The sequence below is a fragment of the Microbispora oryzae genome (assembly GCF_017896165.1).
Classification (GTDB): domain Bacteria; phylum Actinomycetota; class Actinomycetes; order Streptosporangiales; family Streptosporangiaceae; genus Microbispora; species Microbispora oryzae.
Window position 1 is genome coordinate 164,494 of record NZ_JAFCNB010000009.1, and the last position, 16,673, is coordinate 181,166.

Sequence of the window (16,673 nt, forward strand, 5' to 3'; positions counted from 1 at the left end):
CTCCCCCATCGGCGATGGGGAAGGCCTCCGGTGCCGGTGCGGCGAGGACGTCAGCGCCGGTGCCAGTTGTGCAGGCAGTGCCAGCCCGTCGGGGTGCGGTAGTAGTAACGGCCGTGGATCCACCGGACGTGCCGGTAGGACGGGTACCGCTGGACCGGTACGAACCGGTGGACGTACCTGTGGCGTGGCGCCCACCACGCGGGCACGTAGCCGTCCGGACCCGTGAACGCCGGCTGATAGACGTGGTCGGGGTGGTGGACGGCCGTGGTGCCGGAGGCGGGCGCCGCCTGCGCGGGTGCGGCGCCGATGGCCATCCAGCCCGCGGCCGCGCAGGCGATCAGGACGGGGGCGATCCCTTTCGAGAGCTTCACCATGTCTCCCTTCGATGCGCGTCGTCGGCCCCGCTCAAGTGCCGGGACCTGTGCCGACTCTCGATGCCGGCATGCGCTTTTCACGGACGGTGATTCCTCGTTTACGGTCCGTTGACACATCTGAGCAGATGATCGTCTGTTTCTTTACCGTCCGGGTGCTCCATGCCCGAGTGGGGGGCCTCCGGGCTGGAGTTCTCAATTGGACGGATATACGGCCGAAATCCTAGAGTCCATTTCATGACGTCTGATGATCTCCTGATCCGCGGAGCCGAGCAGTCGGACGGCGAGGAGATCTTCGCTCTCGCCCGTGAGTTCGCGGTGACGTTCCGCCCCGAGCGGGCGCCCTTCGACGCCGCCCTGCCGCGGCTGCTGGAGGACGAGGACGCGTATCTCGCGGTGGCGACCGTCGGCGGGACCATCCGGGGCTACCTGCTGGGGTACGCCCATCTCACGCTCTTCGCCAACGGCCCGGTGGCCTGGGTCGAGGAGGCGATGATCGAGCGCGCCTACCGCAGGCACGGCATCGGCCGGCGGCTGCTCGAGGACTTCGAGACGTGGGCGCGGTCGCGCGGCGCGGGATACGTGGCCCTCGCCACGCGCCGCGCCGCCGAGTTCTACGGCGCGCTGGGCTACGAGGTCTCCGCGACCTACTACCGGAAACTGCTCAGATAGGCCCGCCGCCCGGGGGTCAGGCGGACGTGAGCTGCGCGTCCAGGCGGTAGCCGTCCACGGTGACGTAGACCGAGTCGCCGGGCCGCGCGTTGAGCCGCATCAGCACCGGCTGCAGCGAGTCGAAGACGGGCTGCCGGTCGCGCCAGACCAGGACGACGGCGTTGTCGCCCGGACCCGTCACCGACAGCAGGGTGCCGGGGCGCATGCCGAGCTGGGCGGCGTACCCCTCGGGCACCGCGACCGGCTCGCCCCGCAGGTGGCCGCTGGTGACGTCGATCCGCTGCCAGCGGCGCGGGTCGGACGCGGGGCTCGAGGACGGCCGGGGGTTCGGCACCAGATGCGGCCGGGGCACGTTTCCCGCCAGCGCGTTGAGCGCGGCGAGCGCGGTGGCCGCGTCGGGTCCGTTGTTGGCCTGCGACGGTATCGGGACGCCACCGCGGTGCTGGTTGTGCCCGTTCGCCCCGGGCGTGCGGCGCGGCAGCAGGGCGGGCGGCACGGCGGGCGGCGGCGGAACGCCCGGTCCCTCGCGGTGCGGCAGCGGGCCGGGGGCGGCGGGCTCGCTCTCGCGCATCGAGTCCAGCCACGCCGTGGCGGAGTGCGCCCGGATGCCGAGCTGCCCGAGCAACTCGATCACGTCCGCGTCGGCCGGCCTGCCCGCCAGGAGCTGCCGTGTCTTCTCGCGCAGGCCCGCGAGGTCGCCCACCACGAGCCAGCCGTCCTGCAGGCGGCGGTCGGGCATGAGCGTGACGAGCACGCGCCACAGCGGCGTGCCGAGCGCGGGCACCTCGATCGGGTGGGACGGGTCGGCCGCGATGAGCTGCTCCTGGGTGGCCGCCGCGCCGAGCCACTCGGTGAGGCCGAACAGGTGTCCGGTGAGCGGGGCGGAGTCGGCCGAGCGCAGCCAGAGCAGGACGCGCTCCTCGGCGGCCCGCTGGGCCTGCGAGAGGGCGTCGCGGTCGACGTTCAGGCGGTGGGCGAGCGTGCGGAGGCTCAGCGGCTCGGCGGCGAACAGCCGTTCGGCCGCGACGGCCCGGGCGAGCGGATCCCAGCCGCGGAACAGCCCCTCCACGACCGAGACCATCGGATGCTCGGCGGGGTTGGGGGCCGGAGGCGGCGCGGAGACGGCCGGCGTGGACCCGGTCGTGGGCCCAGCCGAGGGCCCAGCCGAGGGCCCAGCAGAGGGCACGGCTGCGGGCGGCTGCTGGGCCGCCGCGGGCGCGGCCTGCGGCGAGCCCGGCGCCTGAGGGGGCATCGGGACCTGCCCGGGCGCCGTCGCCTGCGGGTGCGTCGTCTGCGGAGACACCGTGGTCTGCGGAGGCACAGGGGCATGCGGAGGCGCAGGGGCCTGAGGAGGCACGGAGACTGGGGCTTGCCCGGGGACTCGCGGAGGCGCGGGGGCCTGGGGCGGCACCGGGGTGGCCTGCGACGCGGCCGGCGCGGGTGAGGGGAGGGGCGCCTGCGGCGCGGCCGGAGGCGCGCCCGCCGCGGCCGCCTGCCGCCGGCCGTTAACGGCGGGACCGCCCGGCGCCGCCGGAGGAGCCTGAGTGGCCGCCGCGGCCTGTCCGGAGGCCTGTGTGACGGCGGCCGGGGACGCGCCGGGCGCCGTCTGCCGGCCGAGGCCGAGGGTGTCGAAGATCTCTCGGAAGATCGTGGTCAGCAGCAGTTCGGGGGCGGCGGGCGCGGTGGGCGACTGCAGGTCGAGCGGGGTCAGCCGGCGCAGCCGGTACCAGCCGCCCAGGTGGTTGACGAGAGTGCGGGCCGGTTCGGGCCACCCCGGCAGGGCAGGGTCGAGGGCGTGCACCTGGAGGGCGGGCAGGAGGTCGGTGAGGGGCAGGTGATCCCAGCGGCCCATCGCGAGCCGCGCCAGCCGCTCACACAGCCAGTCGACCCCGGTCGCGTCCGCGGCCCGCCGGATGGTGACCGACGCCCACCATCCTCCGGGCAGGCGGGGGTCGGCCAGCGTCTCGGCCACCTGCTGAGGACGGCTCCAGCGCAGGGCAGGCACCAGGTCGCTCAGGCAGAGCTTCGAATCGGCGTCCATTGGTATGACCGCACCCTCTCCAGAGTGACGCATGTTGCTAATGGTGCAGCTTACGCCGGAAACCAGCAATTGGTGTCAATAGGGTAAAGCTCCCAAGGTGGGGCGGCCACCCACCTGCGCGACCGCCGCGGAACCCGCCTCGCAGCCTCTGCGCAGGGCCTCCCGCGGCCCGATTCCGGCCAGCGAACCGGCCAGGAATCCGGCGGCGAACGCGTCTCCCGCGCCCGTCGAGTCCACCACCGAGGCGGCGGCCGGCGGGGCCGCTGTGGCGACTATACGGCCACCGCGGGCGAGCAGCGCCCCATCCGGCCCGAGCTTCACGACCGCCGTGCCGTAACGGGCGCTGAGGACTTCCGCGGCGGCCCGCGGGTCCGTCTCGCCGGACAGCAGCAGCGCCTCCTCCAGGTTGGGGATCACGGTCCGCCCGGGGGCCGCGGTCATGGGAGGCGCGGGCACGGCGGGCGCGGTCATGGGGGGTGCGGTCGTCAGGGGGGCGGTCTCGGCGAGGAAGCGGTCGGGGCCGAACTCGCGCAGGAACCCCGCCGACGCCGGATCCACGCTGACCGCCACGCCGCGCTCGGCCGCCTGCCGCATGGCCAGGCGGGCCAGCTCCAGGCCCGGCGGCGCGAACAGGATGTAGCCGGACAGATGAAGGCGGGCGACCCCGTCGAGCAGGGACGGGTTCCAATCGGCCGGGCCGATGCGCCCGCCCGCTCCCCGGTTGGTGAGCATGGACCGCTCCCCGGAGCCGTCCACCATGGCGATGACGATCGCGGTGGGCAGCTCCGGGTCGATCCGCACGTGTGGCCGCACCCCGGCCCGCGCCAGCTCGTTCACGTGCCACTCGCCGGTGTCGTATCCCGCCCGGCCGAGGAAGCGGGTGTCGGCGCCGAGGTGGGCGGCCCAGGAGGCGGTGTTCGCCCCCGAGCCCCCCGGGCGCAGCGAGATCTCGGCGTGCGTGTCTGTCCCGGTGGCAACTGGCCGCCGGTGCAGCGCCACGACGTCGGTGACCACGTCGCCGATCACCAGCAGGCCCGTCGCGGGCGTGCGTGCCGGCACCTAGTCTCGCCCGGCCCAGGCCACGGCGATCTCCGCGGCCAGGCCCACGTTGCCGCGTACGGCGGTCAGGTTGGCCTCCAGCGAGGCGCCCCCGGTGCCGTTCACCAGATAGTCCAGCAGGAACGGCGTGATGGCCTGCCCGGTGACCCCCTTCTCTTCGGCGGCCCGCAGTCCCTCGGCCAGGACGCGGTCGTGCAGGGCCGGGTCGAGCTGCCGGTCGAGCGGGACGGGGTTGGCCACGATCAGGGCGGAGTCGAGGCCGCCGAGCTCGTCCTGCGCCCGCATGATGCCGGCCGCCTCCGCCGGCGTCTCGATCCGCCAGTCGATCGGCTCACCCGAGGTGTGCAGGTAGAACCCGGGGAACTCGCCGGTCCGGTAGCCGACCACGGTGACCTGCCGGGTCTCCAGGCGCTGCAGGGTGGCCGGCACGTCCAGGATGGACTTGACCCCCGCGCACACCACCGTGATCCGGGTACGGCTCAACGTGTCGATGTCGGCGGACTCGTCCTGTACCTGGGTGTAGCCCCGGTGCACGCCGCCGAGGCCGCCCGTGCCGAACACGCGAACGCCCGCCCGCGCGGCGATGAAGGAGGTCGCCGAGACGGTGGTGGCGCCGCTCGCGCGCAGCCCGGCCGCCGGGGCGAGGTCGCGGAAGCCCAGCTTGCGCAGGCCCGGCTCGGTCGCGATCCGCTCCAGCTGGTCCGCGCCGAGGCCCACGTGGGGCACGCCGTCCAGGACCGCGATCGTGGCCGGCACGGCCCCGCCGCGGCGGACGACGTCCTCCAGCTCCCGGGCGACCTGGAGGTTGCGCGGCTGGGGCAGCCCGTGGGAGATGATGGTCGACTCCAGGGCCACGACCGGCCGCCCCGCGGCCAGAGCCTCGGCGACCTCGTCGGATACGTGCATGTCTCTCCTGCTCATGGTTGACGAAATATGTCGGCTTCGGGATATTGTGCCGGGCATGGCAGCGTTTGAGGCTCTTGAGGGTCTCCGACCGGATCCCCACTGGCAGACCGGCCTCTGACGGCCCCGGCCCCGGCCGGGCCTCCGTCGCCGTCCTCGCAGATCTTCCGGGAGACCCCCATGCCGCGGTCGCACTACGACGCCGTCATCGCCGGTGGAGGTCACAACGGTCTCGTGGCCGCCGCCTATCTGGCCCGCGCGGGGCGGAGCGTGCTCGTGCTCGAACGGCTCGGCCATGTCGGCGGTCTCGCCGTGTCGGCCCGGCCCTTCCCGGGGGTGGACGCCCGCCTTTCGCGTTACTCCTACCTCGTCAGCCTGCTGCCCACCGCGATCGTCGAGGATCTCGGCCTCGGGCTCGACCTGCGCCGCCGCCGCTTCGCCTCGTACACGCCGGTGGGCCGCACCGGTCTGCTGGTCGACAGCGGCGACGCCGCGCGCACGGCCGCGTCCTTCGCCTCGGTCACCGGCGGTTCCGGCGACCTGACGGCCTGGCGGCGGTTCTACGGCGCCGTCGCACGGGTGGCCCGGGCGGTCGCGCCCACCCTGCTCGGCCCCCTCCCGGGCCGCGCGGCCCTGCGCGAGGCCGTCGGCGACGACGAGACGTGGCGCGACCTGTTCGAACGGCCCATCGGGGAGGTCGTCGCCGAGCGGTTCGCCGACGACACCGTCCGCGGGGTGGTCCTCACGGACGCCCTCATCGGCACGTTCGCCGACCCGGACACGGACCTCCTGGCCAACCGGTGCTTCCTCTACCACGTGATCGGTGACGGCACCGGCGACTGGCGGGTGCCGGTGGGCGGCATGGGGGTGGTGACCGACCGGCTCGCCGGGGCCGCCCGCGCGGCCGGCGCGGAGATCGTCACCGGGGCCGAGGTGCTGGCGGTCGACCCGGACTCCGGGGAGGTCACGTTCCGCGTGACCGGCGGGCCCGAGGGCGGGGAAGGGCAGGGCGGCGAGCACACCGTGACCGGCCGCCGGGTGCTGGCGAACGTGCCGCCCGCCGTGCTGGCCCGCCTGCTCGGCCGGGAGCCCGGCCCTGGGGACGGGAGCAGCGACGGAATCGGCGACGGGACCGCTCCCGAGGGCGCCCAACTGAAGATCAACATGGTGCTGTCGCGGCTGCCGAGGCTCCGGGACCCGTCGGTCGGCCCGGCGGAGGCGTTCAGCGGCACGTTCCACATCAACGAGGGCCGCGACGCCCTCGCCATGGCGTACGCCCAGGCGGCCGCGGGCCGGATCCCCGGCGTGCCGCCCGCCGAGGTCTACTGTCACTCGCTCACCGATCCCTCGATCCTCGGCCCCGGGTTGCGCGGGTCGGGGGCGCACACGATGACGCTGTTCGGCCTGCACATGCCGGCCCGGCTCTTCCGCGATCCCGGCACCGGGGCGGAGGCGAGGCGGGAGGCGCTGCGCCGCACCCTGGCCTCGCTCGACGCCGTGCTCGCCGAGCCGATCGAGGACTGCCTGCTCCGCACGCCGGAAGGCGAGCCCTGCCTGGAGGTGAAGACGCCGGTCGACCTCGAACGCGAGGCTGGGCTGCCCGGCGGTCACATCTTCCACCGCGACCTGTCCTGGCCGTACGCCGAGCCGGGCGACCACGGACCCTGGGGTGTGGAGACGGCGTACGAGCGGCTGCTGCTGTGCGGGGCGGGCGCCCGGCGGGGCGGCGGGGTGAGCGGCATTCCCGGGCACAACGCGGCGATGGCCGTCCTCCGCCGCACGCCGTAGGGCGGCGGGTCAGGCGGGGAGCGCGGCCATGAGGTAGGCCAGCCGGGCCGCGGCGTCCCTGACGTTGTCGACGGTGCCGAGGCGGTAGCCCCACGAGGTGATGAAGGCACCCTCGTCGGAGCAGGTGACGGTCTCGCAGAGGGTCTCGCTGAAACGGTTGCGCACCCGGACGAGGGGCGGGGACGCGCCCACGACCCGCACGGACAAGTCGATGTGCAGACGGGCGGCGGAGGCGAACTCCTGGATGCCGGCGAGCACGTCGATCAATCCCGTCACCTCCTGTCGAGGAGACAGAATTGCATGCCGGACGATCTCAGTTCAAGCAATTGCCCCAATCATGGTCGTGATTGTCGAGCGTAGTCGTCGAGGGCGCCGACGATGAGGGTCCTCGCGGTGTCGCCGAAGACCGCGGCCTCGTAGTACTCCTCGAACGCCTGGGCGTAGTAGGCGACGTCCTCCGCCTCGCGTAATACCAGGTCACGGGTCCTGGTCGGCACCCCCACGAGCGTGTCGTTGTAGATGTAGAAGGCGTGCATCGGAGCGCCGGGAAGCGCAGCCTCGAACGGCACCACCCCGAACTCCACGTTGGGCAGCGTGGTGACGGCGATCAGCCGGTCGAGCTGGCCGCGCATCACCTCCGGGGGCGCGAGCCGGTAGTGCAGCACCGCCTCAGGGACGACGAAGCGGAACCGGCGGCCCGGGTCGTACAGGATCTCCTGGCGTTGCATCCGCACCCGGATCGCGGCGTCGACGTCCTCGGTGACCTCGTGGAGCCGCCGGACCTTGCTGAAGATGTGCCGCGCGTACTCGGCCGTCTGCAGCAGGCCGATCACCAGGCCGGGCTCGAAGACCCGGAACACGCGGGTGCGCGCCTCGATGTCGCGGACGTCCTCCTGTAGCGCGGCGAGCCCCGTCCGGTGCCGCTGCCGCCAGGAGTCCTGCCGCTCCACCAGGGCGAGGGCCTGCCGGATCAGGTCGTCGATGGCGTCCGGCCCGGCGGCCACGGCCTGGCCCCACGCGACCACGTCGTCCTCGGTCGCGGTCTGCCGGGCGTTCTCGATGCGGGAGACCTTCGAGGGCTGCCAGCGCAGGCGTTCGGCCAGGTCCTTGCCGGACAGGTGGGCGCTCTCCCGCAGGTGGCGAAGCTGCGCACCGAGGTCGATGCGGGCCTGCTGGAAACCGCTCACTCCCACCTCCGCCCTGGTGCCGACCAAGCTAGACCTCACTTGCCGGATCAGGCCATAGGGAGGTCCCTAATCGTGATCAACGATCACACGGCGCGCGATCTCCGCCAGGAGCTCCCTTGGGACCTCCACCGCGGTCTCTCCGTCGAGCACGTGCCTGAGGTCGCCGAGGGCCTGCCGGTCGACGACCTCCAGGCCCTGCACGACGATCGTGCCACGGTCCGTCTCGTACAGGGAGGGGCAGGCCCCCGCCTCGGACGTGGAGCCAAGAAAGCGCAATCGCATGGGTCTCTCCCCTTTTACCGCAATTGCGCGCAATCTTAGGCGAGCCCGTACGGGACGGGCACGGGGGCCGCCCTGAGACGCTCGCCCAGTGCCTTGGCCTGGGCGTCGAGCAGCGGGCTCGCGGCCACCCCCCGTCCCAGCAGGCCGCGCACCACGAAGTTGAGCGCCCGCAGGTTCGGCAGTTCGTATCGCTCGATCGGCAGGTCGCCCGTCTCGGGCAGCAGCGCGCGCACCCGGTCGGCGGTCAGGAAGGCGGCGAGCCAGGCGTAGCGGTCGTCGCGTTCCACCCACACGCCGACGTTCGCGTCGCCGCCCTTGTCGCCCGACCGCGCCCCGGCGATCGCGCCCAGCGGCAGCCAGGCCACCTCCGCCTCATCCCATGCGGGAGCCGGGGTTTCGCGGACAGCTGCGTCGCGGGCCGGTGTGTCGAGTGTCAGGGCGCGGGAGACGGGCCCGGTGCTTCGCGGCGGCGGATGCGGCACCTCGACGCGCCTGCCGTCCACGGTGACCACCGGCGTGACGGCCGCCGCGTCCACCAGCGACGGCCAGTGGACGCCGTAGGGTGACGCGTCGCCGGGCGGGGTGAGCGCGAAGAACCCGGGATAGCCCGCCAGTCCGGTCTCCACCACGGCCGAGGAGAACGCCCGGCCGGCCCGGCGCGGGTCGGGGTCCATGACCGTGATCCTCAGCAACGCCGTGGCCGCGCCGCCGTCGGGCGCCCGGCCCGGCTCCCCGCCGGAGGGCGGCGGGTCGTACGACGCCAGGGGGGTCAGCTCCACGTTGACCCGCTCGAACGACTCCCTGGGCACGCGGGCCCAGATGGCCTCCTCCGCCACCCGCGCCTTGGCGGGGATGTCGAGCCCGGTCAGCACGAGCGACATCGTGTTGCGGTGGCCGCCGAGGTAGTTGACGGAGACCTTGAGCGTCTCCGGCGGCGGCTCGCCCCGCACCCCGGAGATCCGCACCCGGTCAGGCGCCTCCTGCTCCAGCCGCACGGTGTCGAACCGGGCCGTGACGTCCGGGCCGAGGTAGCGCGGCCCGCCGATCTCGTACAGGAGCTGCGCGGTCACTGTGCCGGCCGACACCAGCCCGCCCGTGCCCGGATGCTTGGTGATCACGCTGGACCCGTCGGCGTGCAGCTCGGCGATCGGGAAGCCGCAGTGGGCGAGATCGGGGACGTCCCGGAAGAACGCGTAGTTGCCGCCGGTCGCCTGGCAGCCGCACTCGATCACGTGCCCGGCGGCCACCGAGCCGGCCAGCGCGTCCAGGTCGCCGGGTCCCCACCCGAACCGCCACATGCCCGGCCCGGTGACCAGCGCGGCGTCCGTGACACGGCCGGTGACGACGACGTCCGCGCCGTTCTCCAGGGCCACGGCGACGGGCCGGCCGCCCAGGTAGGCGTTCGCGGTGACCGGGGCGGCCGGGCAGGGCTCGCCGGTGTCCATGTGCGGGAGCGGCCCGGGATCCGGCATGAGGTCGTCGCCCGTCACGTGCGCGACGGCCGCCCGCAGCCCCAGCCGTGCGGCCAGGGCGGCGACGGCCTCGGCGCAGCCCGCGGGGTCGAGGCCGCCGGCGTTCGACACGATCCTGACGCCCCGGTCGAGGCACGTGCCGAGCACCTCCTCCAGCTGCCTGAGGAAGCTCGGAGCGTATCCCGGCCGGCCCTTCATCCGGTTGGCGGCGAGGATCATCATGGTCAGCTCGGCCAGCCAGTCGCCCGTCAGCACGTCGATCGGGCCGCCCTCGACCATCTCGCGGGCCGCCGACAGGCGGTCGCCGTAGAAGCCGCCGCAGTTGGCCACCCGCAGCGGCCCGGGCGGCCGCTCAGGTGACGGCCCGGATGACGGCCCGGATGACGGCCCGGATGACGGCTCGGATGACGGCTCGGGCGCGGCGTCCCGTGGGGGCGCGTTCATCGGCCGCCCGACGTTCCCTCGCCCGGGATCCAGGCCGGTGGCCGCTTCTCGGCGAACGCCCGGACGCCCTCCTGCCCCTCGGCGGAGGCGAAGCGCTGGGCGGACAGCTCGGCCATCGCCCGGAAGCCCTCGTGGACCGGCATGAGCGGCACCTGCCGCACCAGCCGCTTGGTGATCGCCAGCGCCTCGGGCCCGCCGCGCAGCAGCATGTCCGTGTAGCGGGCGACGGCGGCGTCCAGATCCGATTCGGGCACGGCGGCGGTGAGCAGCCCGATCTCCACGGCCCGGCGGGCGGTGAAGACCTCGCCGGTCAGGAAGTACTCCGCCGCCGCGCGGGGGTCGAGCCTGCGCAGGCACGTGACCGCGATCATCGCGGGTACGACGCCGAGCCTGACCTCGGTGAAGGCGAACGACGCGGTGTCGGGGGCGATCGCGAGGTCGCAGGCGGCGACGAGACCGAGGCCGCCCGCGCGGGCGGTGCCGTTGAGCCGGCACACGACCGGTTTGGGGCTGTCCCAGATCTTGGCCATGACATCGGGGAACGAGGCGGTGAGCGCGGCCCGCCCGCCGCTCCGCTGTTCCTTGAGGTCGGCGCCCGCGCAGAAGACGGGTCCGGTCCCGGTCAGCACGATCACCCGTACGGCCGGTGCGGCGAGCGCCCGGTCGAGCGCCTCGCCGAGCTCCCTGAGCAGCCGGGAGGAGAGGGCGTTGCGGTTGTGCGGCGAGTCCAGGGTGACGGTCGCGACGCCGCCCGCCTCGTCGCCGCGGACGAGCGGCACCGCCGGGTCCGGGGCCGGGTCCGGGGCCTGGTCCGGGTCAGGGGCCGAGGCCGGGCCGGTGGCCGTCACCGGTCCTCTCCGGACTCCGGAGCCGGTCCGGTCTCCGGGCCGGGCGCGCGCTCCGGGCCGGACAGCGGGTCATCGTCGCGCGCGGGCGGCGGCCCCGGCTCGGCCGAGGCGGAGGGAACGGCCGAGGGAACGGCCGGAGGAGCGGGAACGGGGGCGGCGGACGGCTCGGGGGCCGGCCCGCCGGAGGGCGCGGCGGAGGGCCCGGTTGAGGGCGCGGGGGCGGGAGCAGGGGAAGGCGCCGGAGCGGGGCCGGGGGAAGACACGGCGGAGGGCGCCGCCGCTCCGGCCGTCCCGTCGGCTGCCCGGGGCGTGATCACGGCGAGCACCGTCCCGGCGTCCACGCGGCTGCCCGGCGTGACACTCACCGCGGACACCGAGCCCGCGGCGTCGGACAGGATCCGATGCTCCATCTTCATCGCCTCCAGCACGAGGACCGGCTGTCCGGCCACGACCTCGTCACCGGCCGCGACCTCGACACGGAGCACCGTACCCGGCATGGGGGCGAGCAACGATCCGGGCGCGGCCTGTTCGCCCGGCTCGGGCAGCCGCTCCAGGGGGACCAGCCGCACCGGTCCGAGGGACGAGTCGACGTGCACCACTCCGGGATAGGCGGCGACGGCGAACCCGTGCCGCACACCGGCCACGTCCAGGGTGACCAGCTCCGGGGTCGCCGACATCAGGCGGACGTCGTCGAAGCGCTCGGCCCGCAGGCCGTCGCGGGTGAACCGGTAGGCGATCTCCAGCCGGTCGTCACCGGCGGTCCTGAACGCGGCCCGCTGCGGCTGGGAGGGCACGTTGCGCCAGCCGCTCGGCAGGCCGCCGAGCACGGGCGCAGCCTCCCGGGCGGCCGCAGCCCCGGCCAGGGCGGCGGCGAGCGCGGACAGCCGTACGGCGCGCGGATCGGCGAGCGGGGCGGAGCACGGGTCACGGTCGAGGAACCGGGTGTCGAGCGCGCCGGAGCGGAACTCCGGATGCCGCAGCACCCGCACCAGCAGGTCGCGGTTGGTGGCCGGGCCGTGCACCCGGGCCCCGGCGAGCGCCGCCGCCAGCCTGCGGGCCGCCTGCGCGCGGGTCTCCGCGTACGCGATCACCTTGCCGAGCATCGGGTCGTAGTGGACGCTCATCTCGTCGCCCGATGCGATCCCCGAGTCGAGCCGAAGGCGCGCGCCGAGGGCGAACTCGCCGTCCACGCCGGGCACCTCGAACCGGTGGACCACGCCCGCCTGCGGGCGGCCGTCGGCGTCCTCGGCGTAGAGCCTGGCCTCGATCGCGTGGCCGACGGGGCTCGGCGGCAGCGCGGGCAGCCGCACGCCCTCGGCCACCTCGATCTGGAGCCGCACCAGGTCGACGCCGTAGACCGCCTCGGTCACCGGGTGCTCGACCTGCAGTCGCGTGTTCATCTCCAGGAAGTGGAAGGCGCCGTCGGGGGCCAGCAGGAACTCGACGGTGCCCGCTCCGACGTACCCGATGGCGCTGGCGGCCCGGACGGCGGTCTCGAACAGCTCGCGGCGCAGTTCCGGCGTGACGCCGGGGGAGGGCGCCTCCTCGATCACCTTCTGGTGGCGGCGCTGGATCGAGCACTCGCGCTCGCCGAGGGCCCAGACCGTGCCGTGGGCGTCGGCGAGGATCTGCACCTCGACGTGCCGGGCGCCCTCCAGCAGCGGCTCGGCGAACAGCGTGCCGTCGCCGAAGGCCGACAGGGCCTCCCGGCGGGCCGACTCGATCGCCTGGGGCAGCTCCGCGAGGTCGCGGACCACGCGCATGCCGCGTCCGCCGCCCCCGGCCGACGCCTTGACCAGCAGGGGCGTCCGAGGTTCCGGCAGGTCGGCCGGTTCATCGGGGGAGAGCCGGAACGTCGGGAGCACCGGCACCCCGGCCTCCGTCATGATCGCCTTGGCTTCGATCTTCGAGCCCATCGCGGCGATCGCGTCGGGAGAGGGCCCGATCCAGGTGAGACCCGCCTCCAGCACGGCCCTGGCGAACTCGGCGTTCTCCGACAGGAAGCCGTATCCGGGGTGCACGGCGTCCGCCCCGGAGCGGCGGGCGGCGTCCACGACCAGCGCCGGATCCAGGTACGCGGCCGGGGCGCCGAGGCGCACGGCCAGGTCGGCCTCGGCCGTGTGCGGCGCCGCCGCGTCGGCGTCGGAGAACACCGCCACCGTGCCGATGCCCAGCTCACGGCAGGTCCGGAACACCCGGCGGGCGATCTCTCCCCGGTTGGCCACGAGCAGCCGCTCGATCATGGTTCTCCACCCCTCAGGCGGCCCGCGGGCACGCCGTCACATCCGGAACACGCCGTAGCCCGCCGGCGGGGCGGGGGGCGCGTCGCCGATCGCGGACAGGCACAGGCCGAGGACGGTCCGGGTGTCCCTCGGATCGATGACCCCGTCGTCGTAGAGCCGGCCGGACAGGAAGAACGCCAGCGACTCGGCCTCGATCTGCGTCTCGACGGCCCGGCGCATCGCCGCGTCGGCCTCCTCGTCGTACGCCTGGCCGCGCGCCTCGGCGGCGGCCCGGCCCACGATCGACATGACGCCGGCCAGCTGGGCGGGCCCCATCACGGCCGACTTGGCGCTCGGCCAGCTGAACAGGAAACGCGGGTCGTAGGCGCGGCCGCACATGCCGTAGTTTCCGGCTCCGTAGGAGGCGCCCATGACGACGGTGAGGTGCGGGACCGTCGAGTTCGCCACCGCGTTGATCATCATGGCGCCGTGCTTGATGATCCCGCTCTGCTCGTACTCCTTGCCGACCATGTAGCCGGTGGTGTTCTGCAGGAAGAGGAGGGGCGTGCGCGACCGGTCGGCCAGCTGGATGAACTGCGCCGCCTTCTGCGACTCGGCGCCGAAAAGCACGCCCTGGGCGTTGGCGAGGATCCCGACCGGATGGCCGTGGACGGAGGCCCAGCCCGTCACCAGGCTCGGTCCGTAGAGAGGCTTGAACTCGTCGAAGTCGCTGTCGTCGACCACCCGGGCGATGACCTCCCGGGGGTCGAACGGCACCTTGAGGTCCTCAGGCACGACGCCGAGCAACTCGTCCTCGTCGTATCGGGGCGGCGCGCCGGCCGGGACGGGGCCCGCGGCCTTCCGCCAGTTGAGCCGCCGCACGATCCGGCGGCCGATGCGGAGCGCGTCGTGCTCGTCGGCGGCGAGATGGTCGGCGAGGCCGGAGACGCGGGCGTGCATCAGCGCTCCGCCGAGCGACTCGTCGTCGGACTCCTCTCCGGTGGCCATCTTGACCAGTGGCGGGCCGCCGAGGAACACCTTCGCGTGATCGCGCACCATGACCACGTGATCGCTCAGGCCGGGCACGTAGGCCCCGCCGGCGGTCGAGCTGCCGAAGACGAGCGCGATCGTCGGGATGCCGGCGGCCGACAGGCGGGTCAGGTCGCGGAACACCCGGCCGCCCGGGATGAAGATCTCCTTCTGGGTCGGCAGGTCGGCGCCGCCCGACTCGACGAGGTTGATCAGCGGCATGCGGTTCTCGAACGCGATGTCGGCGGCCCGCAGCGTCTTGCGGAGCGTCCAGGGGTTGGACGCCCCGCCGCGCACGGTCGGATCGTTCGCGATGATCACGCACTCGACGCCCTCGACGACGCCGATCCCGGTCACGACGCTGGCGCCGACGGGGAACTCGGTGCCCCAGGCCGCCAGCGGCGACAGCTCAAGGAACGGCGAGCCCGGGTCGACGAGCAACTCGATCCGCTCGCGCGCGAGCAGCCTGCCGCGCTCCCTGTGCCGGTCGACGTACGCCGGCCCGCCGCCCGCGACCGCCTTGGCCTGCTCGGCCTCCAGCTCGGCGAGCTTGGCGAGCATGGCCTCCCGGCGGGCGCCGTACTCGGCCCCGGAGGTGTCCAGCCTGCTCATCAGCACCGTCATCTGGTCACCGTCATTTGGTCACCGAACCTCGCTCTGCCACGGATGATCATCTTGCTGGCGCATCGGCGCCCGCGTCAACGAACGTGCCCCGACCCGGTCATCCGCAGTGCGACCACCCGCTGGTCCAGGTCGCGCTGCCGTACCCGCCGCCCCATATGACGCACGTACGGGTCGCGGCGAGCCGCAGGGGCCCGGCGTACGCCGTGTACTGCCCGCTGTCGGCGGTGGACGCCCCGCCCTTGACCTTCAGGACCGCGGACATCTTGATCTTCGCTGGGATCACGTACTTCGAGAGCGTGACGACGCAGTTCTTCCCGCTCGACGCGTTGTAGAGAAGGTAGGTCGTCGCGGCGCCGTAGGAATGCGAGTCGATCACCTTGAAGCCCGAGCCGCAGACGCCCGCCGCGCTGTACGGGTTCGGTTTCGGCGCCGGGGCGGTCGCCTTCCGCGTCGGCTCCGGGGACGGCTTGGGGCTGGGGGTCGTCGCCGGGGCGGTGGAGCCCCCACCGGAGGTTCCGGTCGAGACGGGGGTCCGCGACGGAGTGGCCGGGGTCCGCGTGCGATGCGAGGACGGCGGTGCGGTGGCGCCGGACCGGGGTCCCGTGTCTCCTGTGCTCCCCGCGTTCCCCGTGCCCTCCGTGCCGGTGGACGGCGTCCGATGCCCGGCGTTCCGCGGCACGGCCTCGGAGGAGCGGGGGGACGACGGCGCCGGAGACCCGGGAGGTGCCGTACCGGCCGGCGCCGAGGCGGCGATGGCTCCCGTGCCGGCGGCGGGGAGCGTGGACACGACGGACGGGGGCCGCACCGCGACCAGCACGACGGCGGTCGTGAGGACGCCGGCCGCCGCCACCCCCGACACGATCAGGGCGGTGCGGGACGGCCGCCTCCGCCCGGGGGAGGGGACCGGCCCGGTCGCCGGGGCGCTGCCCGTGAGCCGGGCGAGGACCTCCTCGGCGGACGGGCGGCGGGCGGGGTCCTTCGACAGGCAGGCCGCGACGATGTCCCTGAGGGGCCCCGACAGCGCGCCGAGGTCAGGCGGGGAGTTGAGGATGCGGGCCATCACCGAGGGGATCGAGTCGGCCCCGAAGGCGGGCGTTCCGGTCGCGGCGAAGACCATCGTGACGCCCCAGGCGAAGACGTCCGCCGCCGCCGTGGCCGCGCCGCCCGACAGCAGTTCGGGCGCGAAGTAGGCGGGGGTGCCGACGGCGGCTCCCGTACCGGTCGTCTGGGGCGAGTCCAGCGCCCGGGCCACCCCGAAGTCGATCACCACCGGGCCCTCCGCGCCCATGAGGACGTTCGCGGGCTTGAAGTCCCGGTGCGTGATCCCGGCCCGGTGGATGGCGGCCAGGGCGGTCACCGTGCTGATGGCGAGGCGCTCCAGGGCGGCGCCCCGGCGTGGCCCCTCCCGCTCCACGAGCTGCCGCAGAGACGGCCCGGGGACGTACTCGCTGACGATGTACGGCTGGTTCCCGGCCATGTCGGCGTGCAGCACGGACGCCGTGCAGAAGCGCGCGACGCGCCGGGCGAGCGAGACCTCCCGCAGGAACCGCTCCCTGGCCTCCGGGTCGGCGGTGAAGCGGGCGTGCAGCAGCTTGACGGCCACGGGTTCGCCCGCGGGGCCCCGGCCGAGGTAGACGACGCCCTGGCCGCCCTCGCCGAGCCGGTCTACGACCTCGTAAGGTCCGAGCCTGGCCGGATCCCCGTCCTGCAACGCCACTGCGACCCCGACTT

14 protein-coding genes are annotated in these 16,673 nt (G+C 74.3%); 2 read left to right on the forward strand and 12 right to left on the reverse strand.

The window, feature by feature from the left end:
- Nucleotides 1-50: 50 nt before the first annotated feature.
- On the reverse strand, nucleotides 51-371 hold the full coding sequence (locus tag JOL79_RS18245; protein WP_210157036.1) for a hypothetical protein: 321 nt from the start codon (nucleotides 369-371) through the stop codon (nucleotides 51-53).
- A 237-nt stretch (nucleotides 372-608) separates the two neighbouring features.
- Here JOL79_RS18245 and JOL79_RS18250 point away from each other — a divergent pair, with 237 nt between their 5' ends.
- Entirely contained in the window at nucleotides 609-1,043 is a 435-nt protein-coding gene (locus tag JOL79_RS18250) for a GNAT family N-acetyltransferase (RefSeq protein ID WP_210157037.1), read from the forward strand.
- Nucleotides 1,044-1,059: 16 nt separating this feature from the next.
- On the opposite strand, the gene JOL79_RS18255 is transcribed toward JOL79_RS18250, so the two are convergent.
- From JOL79_RS18255 to JOL79_RS18265, 3 genes are all read right to left on the reverse strand, one after another.
- Nucleotides 1,060-3,084 (reverse strand): hypothetical protein, encoded by a 2,025-nt coding sequence (locus JOL79_RS18255; protein ID WP_210157038.1) that lies wholly within the window; start codon nucleotides 3,082-3,084, stop codon nucleotides 1,060-1,062.
- Nucleotides 3,085-3,159: 75 nt separating this feature from the next.
- On the reverse strand, nucleotides 3,160-4,143 hold the full coding sequence (locus tag JOL79_RS18260; protein ID WP_210157039.1) for a carbohydrate kinase family protein: 984 nt from the start codon (nucleotides 4,141-4,143) through the stop codon (nucleotides 3,160-3,162).
- Entirely contained in the window at nucleotides 4,144-5,049 is a 906-nt protein-coding gene (locus tag JOL79_RS18265; protein ID WP_210157040.1) for a pseudouridine-5'-phosphate glycosidase, read from the reverse strand.
- 177 nt (nucleotides 5,050-5,226) lie between these two features.
- Between JOL79_RS18265 and JOL79_RS18270 the strand changes: the two genes are divergently transcribed.
- A complete protein-coding gene (locus JOL79_RS18270) occupies nucleotides 5,227-6,834 on the forward strand; it encodes a phytoene desaturase family protein (RefSeq protein WP_210157041.1) in 1,608 nt (535 codons plus the stop codon).
- Nucleotides 6,835-6,843: 9 nt separating this feature from the next.
- On the opposite strand, the gene JOL79_RS18275 is transcribed toward JOL79_RS18270, so the two are convergent.
- The 8 genes from JOL79_RS18275 to JOL79_RS34125 form a co-directional block, all read right to left on the reverse strand.
- Entirely contained in the window at nucleotides 6,844-7,110 is a 267-nt protein-coding gene (locus JOL79_RS18275) for a hypothetical protein (protein ID WP_307848593.1), read from the reverse strand.
- Nucleotides 7,111-7,169: 59 nt separating this feature from the next.
- On the reverse strand, nucleotides 7,170-8,060 hold the full coding sequence (locus tag JOL79_RS18280) for a helix-turn-helix domain-containing protein (protein WP_307848594.1): 891 nt from the start codon (nucleotides 8,058-8,060) through the stop codon (nucleotides 7,170-7,172).
- Between the two features lie 27 nt (nucleotides 8,061-8,087).
- A complete protein-coding gene (locus JOL79_RS18285) occupies nucleotides 8,088-8,303 on the reverse strand; it encodes a hypothetical protein (RefSeq protein WP_210157042.1) in 216 nt (71 codons plus the stop codon).
- 35 nt (nucleotides 8,304-8,338) lie between these two features.
- Nucleotides 8,339-10,219, reverse strand: a complete 1,881-nt coding sequence (locus tag JOL79_RS18290; protein ID WP_210157043.1) for an acyclic terpene utilization AtuA family protein — start codon at nucleotides 10,217-10,219, stop codon at nucleotides 8,339-8,341.
- Nucleotides 10,216-10,998 carry an enoyl-CoA hydratase-related protein gene (locus JOL79_RS18295; protein WP_210157159.1) on the reverse strand — a complete coding sequence of 261 codons (783 nt, stop codon included), beginning with the start codon at nucleotides 10,996-10,998 and terminating at the stop codon, nucleotides 10,216-10,218. The genes JOL79_RS18290 and JOL79_RS18295 overlap by 4 nt, the downstream gene beginning before the upstream one ends.
- A gap of 65 nt (nucleotides 10,999-11,063) precedes the next feature.
- Nucleotides 11,064-13,310: an acetyl/propionyl/methylcrotonyl-CoA carboxylase subunit alpha gene (locus tag JOL79_RS18300; RefSeq protein WP_230984998.1), complete on the reverse strand. Its 2,247-nt coding sequence runs from the start codon at nucleotides 13,308-13,310 to the stop codon at nucleotides 11,064-11,066.
- Nucleotides 13,311-13,346: 36 nt separating this feature from the next.
- Nucleotides 13,347-14,942 (reverse strand): acyl-CoA carboxylase subunit beta, encoded by a 1,596-nt coding sequence (locus tag JOL79_RS18305; RefSeq protein ID WP_210157044.1) that lies wholly within the window; start codon nucleotides 14,940-14,942, stop codon nucleotides 13,347-13,349.
- 97 nt (nucleotides 14,943-15,039) lie between these two features.
- Nucleotides 15,040-16,659: a protein kinase domain-containing protein gene (locus tag JOL79_RS34125; RefSeq protein WP_307848595.1), complete on the reverse strand. Its 1,620-nt coding sequence runs from the start codon at nucleotides 16,657-16,659 to the stop codon at nucleotides 15,040-15,042.
- Nucleotides 16,660-16,673 lie beyond the last annotated feature (14 nt).